At 39.4% G+C, this 4,578-nt stretch carries 4 protein-coding genes; all 4 read left to right on the top strand.

Annotated elements, in window-relative coordinates; genetic code table 11:
* The coding region (locus E1176_RS05605; protein WP_155209583.1) for an ABC transporter permease at positions 1–1,325 on the top strand (1,325 nt) is incomplete at its 5' end.
* Between the two features lie 136 nt (positions 1,326–1,461).
* Positions 1,462–2,673 carry a sensor histidine kinase gene (locus E1176_RS05610; RefSeq protein WP_155209584.1) on the top strand — a complete coding sequence of 404 codons (1,212 nt, stop codon included), beginning with the start codon at positions 1,462–1,464 and terminating at the stop codon, positions 2,671–2,673.
* 116 nt (positions 2,674–2,789) lie between these two features.
* Positions 2,790–4,298: a F0F1 ATP synthase subunit beta gene (atpD, locus tag E1176_RS05615; RefSeq protein ID WP_155209585.1), complete on the top strand. Its 1,509-nt coding sequence runs from the start codon at positions 2,790–2,792 to the stop codon at positions 4,296–4,298.
* Between the two features lie 52 nt (positions 4,299–4,350).
* Positions 4,351–4,578 (top strand): ATP synthase F1 subunit epsilon (atpC, locus tag E1176_RS05620; protein ID WP_155209586.1); only part of this gene is annotated, 228 nt, incomplete at its 3' end.

Raw genomic sequence — 4,578 nt, forward strand, 5'->3', positions numbered from 1 at the left:
TAATCATACAGCGTGAGTTTATAAGCAGAGTAAAAAAGAAGTCTTTTCTAATTGCGACACTCCTTGTGCCTATTCTTTTTCCGGCAGTAATTGGCGGTATGGGATACCTCATGGTAATGCAGAAAGAAAGTGAGGGGGCCAGAGTAGTACAAGTCGTAAATGAAAGTGAAAATCTGGAATTAGAAAATACTGATGGATTCACTTTTGTGCAAACCTCAGATAACCTCGAGCAGGCAGTAGAAGCGTATAAGCAAAGTGAAGACTATGCTTTACTTTATATTCCTAAGTTTGACATTGAATCTCCACAGGGATTTGTACTATACACGCAGAACACGCCCGGGCCTTCCGTGGTGGGTGACATCGAAAATTCTATTGAGAGAAAAATTAAGGATCTGAAACTGGTAAAATATCAGATTGACTCAGAAACTCTTTCTAAGCTCAACACCAGCGTAAGTCTGGATACCAGGATAAGCAGCTTAGATTCTGAAGAAGAAAAAGAAAGTAATTCCGGTATCGCTTCTGCTATTGGCTATGCAACTGGTTTTCTCATTTACATCTTCTTATTCGTTTATGGCGGGCAAGTAATGCAAGGTGTTATTGAAGAGAAAAACAGTAAAATTGTTGAGGTGATTGTGTCTACAGTAAAACCTTTCCAATTTATGTTAGGAAAAGTGATTGGTGTTGCATCTGTCGGCCTCACCCAAATTCTTATTTGGGTATTAATTATGGGTGGAATTTACACAGTAGCAGGTAGCTTATTGTTAGATAACTCATCGTCTACAGCACTTAAAGAAGTACAGGCTGCACAGGTAAATAATGATAGCAATGCTGAAGACATTTCAGCTGAGTTGCAGGGCAACCCCAAAATTGCTAAAGCCTTTAAAGAAATAAGTAACATTCCATTTGCCAGAATTATCTCCACTTTCATCTTCTACTTTGTTGGTGGTTATCTTTTATATGGGGCTTTATTTGCGGCAGTTGGCTCAGCGGTAGATACACCAGCCGATGCCCAGCAGTTTATGCTACCGATCATGCTACCGATCATAATAGGCTTCTTTGGTATGTCAATGTTTGTGTTTGATGACCCAAGTGGCCCGGTTAGTTTCTGGTTGTCGGTTATACCTTTTACTTCCCCAATCGTAATGATGGGAAGAATAGGCTTTGGGGTACCGTTTTGGGAACTCGCATTATCAATGGTTATGCTTATTGGTGGTTTTATATTCACCATTTGGTTGGCCGGCAGAATCTATCGTGTAGGCATACTCATGCATGGTGCCAAAGTAAACTATAAGGTACTTGCCAAATGGTTTATGATGAAGAACTAAACATTTAAAACACATTTTGAGAGGCTGTTTCGTTAGTTAAAACTGACAAGGCAGCCTCTTTTTTTGTAATAGCTCTTTTTGCACCGATTGACGATACAATATTTTTGGCTTAATTTGGTTAGGTTCTTTAATTGCTATGACAAAAACTTCCAAATCAGTCGGTGTCCTCGACTTATATCACAATAAATCTAAGATAAAATGGGTGGTACTGGCCGTATCAGTAATTATAAGTGTGGGCTCTATTTATTATACCAATGTGCTTGTAAAGCAACTTGAGCAACGAGAACAGAAGCAGATCGAGCTATTTGCCAATGCACTAGAGTATACCTCTAATCAAACGCTTGATAACAACCTCTACTTTATTACCGATCAAATTCTATTTCAGAATAACTCAATCCCAACAATATTAGTCGATGAGGCCGGGAATATTAGTCAGTATAGAAATATCGATCTCGATAGCAGTCTGTCTAAGCAAGAGATTCAAAATAAGTTAGTCTTAGAGCTAGACGATATGAAAAACACCTATGAGCCTATTAAAATAGAGCTCGAAGACGATGGTCAGGTTTATGGGGTACAATATGTATATTATAAAAATTCGTTTTTATTACGCCAGCTCACCTACTATCCTTACGTGCAACTTACGGTAATTGCCCTTTTTGGATTTGTAGCCTACCTTATATTTAATTATTCAAAAGCAGCCGAGCAAAACCGTGTGTGGGTGGGCCTCGCCAAGGAAACAGCACATCAATTAGGCACCCCAATTTCTTCCCTTATGGCATGGATTGAGTACTTTAAAGATCAGGTGCAAGTACAGGACAAAACCCTTATAGCAGAGCTAGATAAGGATGTGAAGAAATTACAGGTAATTACTGAACGCTTTTCTAATATTGGTTCTGAGCCAGTTTTAAAAGAAGAAAATATAGAAGAGCTTATCAATGGTATTATTGATTATTTGAGGCCAAGAATATCAACTAAAGTGACCTTTAGCGTGCATGCGCTGACTCCAAATATAATTGCGATGGTAAATGCACCTTTATTTGAGTGGGTGGTAGAAAACCTGTGTAAAAATGCCGTTGATGCGATGGGAGGAACTGGCAAAATCACTGTTTACATACTTAAGGCTAGCGAAGGTCGGGTATTTGTAGATGTAGCCGACAGCGGAAAGGGCATACCAAAAACAAAGATCAAGCAGGTATTTAACCCTGGTTTTACAACTAAAAAAAGAGGCTGGGGCCTTGGTCTTACGCTCGCCAAACGAATAATACAGAGCTATCATAAGGGAAAAATCTTCGTAAAGTCATCAGAAGAAAACAAAGGCACGACCTTCCGTATTGTATTACATGCCTGATCTTTAAATTTTTATAACCAAAAAAAGTGGGTTGTTTTTGCTTTATGTTATTTAAGCTGTAGTTTTGCGGACTGAAAATATCGAGGCATTAAATCATTTCTATAAAACAATAAAAGATGGCAAATATTGGTAAAATTACCCAGGTAATCGGCCCCGTAGTAGACGTAAGCTTTGATGCTGAGGGTGCTAAGTTGCCTAACATTCTTGACTCACTGGTTGTAACCAAAGAAAATGGTCAGAAAGTGGTACTTGAGTGTCAGCAACACCTTGGTGAAGATAGAGTAAGAACAATCTCTATGGAAAGTACCGAAGGTTTGGTACGTGGTATGGAAGTAACCGACACAGGTGCTCCTATCAAAATGCCTACAGGTGACGACATTAAAGGTCGTCTTTTCAATGTAATTGGAGAGGCAATTGACGGTATCAAGCAACCAAGCGGCAAAACTGGTTTATCTATTCACAGAGCTGCACCAAAGTTTGAAGATCTTTCTACTTCTTCAGAAGTACTTTACACAGGTATTAAAGTAATTGACCTTTTAGAGCCTTATGTAAAAGGTGGTAAAATTGGTCTTTTTGGTGGTGCTGGTGTTGGTAAAACAGTACTTATCATGGAGCTTATCAATAACATCGCTAAAGCATACTCTGGTCTTTCTGTATTTGCTGGTGTTGGTGAGAGAACGAGAGAAGGAAATGACTTGCTTCGAGAAATGATTGAGTCAGGTGTAATTAAGTATGGTGAGGAGTTTGTTAAATCAATGGAAGAAGGCGATTGGGACCTATCTAAAGTTGACGAAGACGAGCTTGCTAAATCACAGGCTACACTTGTATTTGGACAGATGAACGAACCTCCTGGAGCGAGAGCAAGAGTGGCCCTTTCTGGTCTTACTGTTGCTGAGTACTTCAGAGATGGAGATGGTGAAGGACAAGGAAGAGATATCCTATTCTTTATCGATAATATATTTAGATTTACTCAGGCTGGTTCTGAGGTATCTGCACTTCTTGGACGTATGCCTTCAGCGGTAGGTTACCAGCCTACATTGGCAACGGAGATGGGTGCCATGCAGGAAAGAATTACTTCTACAAAGAAAGGATCAATTACTTCTGTACAGGCTGTTTACGTACCTGCGGATGACTTGACTGACCCTGCTCCTGCTACTACCTTTACTCACCTTGATGCTACTACAGTACTTAACCGTAAGATTTCTGAGCTTGGTATCTACCCAGCGGTGGATCCACTAGATTCTACTTCAAGAATCTTAAGTGCTGAGATACTTGGTGATGAGCACTATAGCTGCGCACAAAGAGTAAAAGAGATTTTACAGCGTTACAAAGAACTTCAGGATATCATCGCTATCCTTGGTATGGACGAACTATCTGATGAAGATAAAGAAGCTGTACACAGAGCGCGTAGGGTGCAGAGATTCCTTTCTCAGCCTTTCCATGTTGCTGAGCAGTTTACAGGTATACCTGGCGTATTGGTTGATATTAAAGATACCATCAAAGCTTTCAACATGATCATGGATGGTGAGCTTGATCACCTTCCTGAAATGGCATTTAACCTTGTGGGTTCTATCGAAGAAGCCATTGCTAAAGGTGAAAAAATGCTTGCAGAAGCTAAAAAATAAATGATTTTATAAGCTACTCATTATTTTATGGGTAGCTTTTAAACATATACATATGTTTTTAGAAATAGTAACACCAGTAAAAAAAGTATACGAAGGAGAAGTTTCAGTAGTGACTTTACCCGGAGTAGACGGTACTTTTCAAATTTTAAATGACCACGCACCACTAGTGAGCACACTAGATAAAGGTGAGGTTGTTTATAAGTTTAGCAAAGGTGAAGATAAAATAAATATCACCGGTGGCGTAGTTGAAGTACTCAACAATAAAATTGTACTTCTGGCC

It is taken from the genome of Fulvivirga aurantia, assembly GCF_009711475.1.
GTDB lineage: Bacteria > Bacteroidota > Bacteroidia > Cytophagales > Cyclobacteriaceae > Fulvivirga > Fulvivirga aurantia.

Excerpts from the sequence above, each read along its gene's own strand:
- atpD (WP_155209585.1), top strand. The coding sequence starts at position 2,790 with ATGGCAAATATTGGTAAAATTACCCAGGTAATCGGCCCCGTAGTAGAC.
- E1176_RS05610 (WP_155209584.1), top strand. The coding sequence starts at position 1,462 with ATGACAAAAACTTCCAAATCAGTCGGTGTCCTCGACTTATATCACAAT.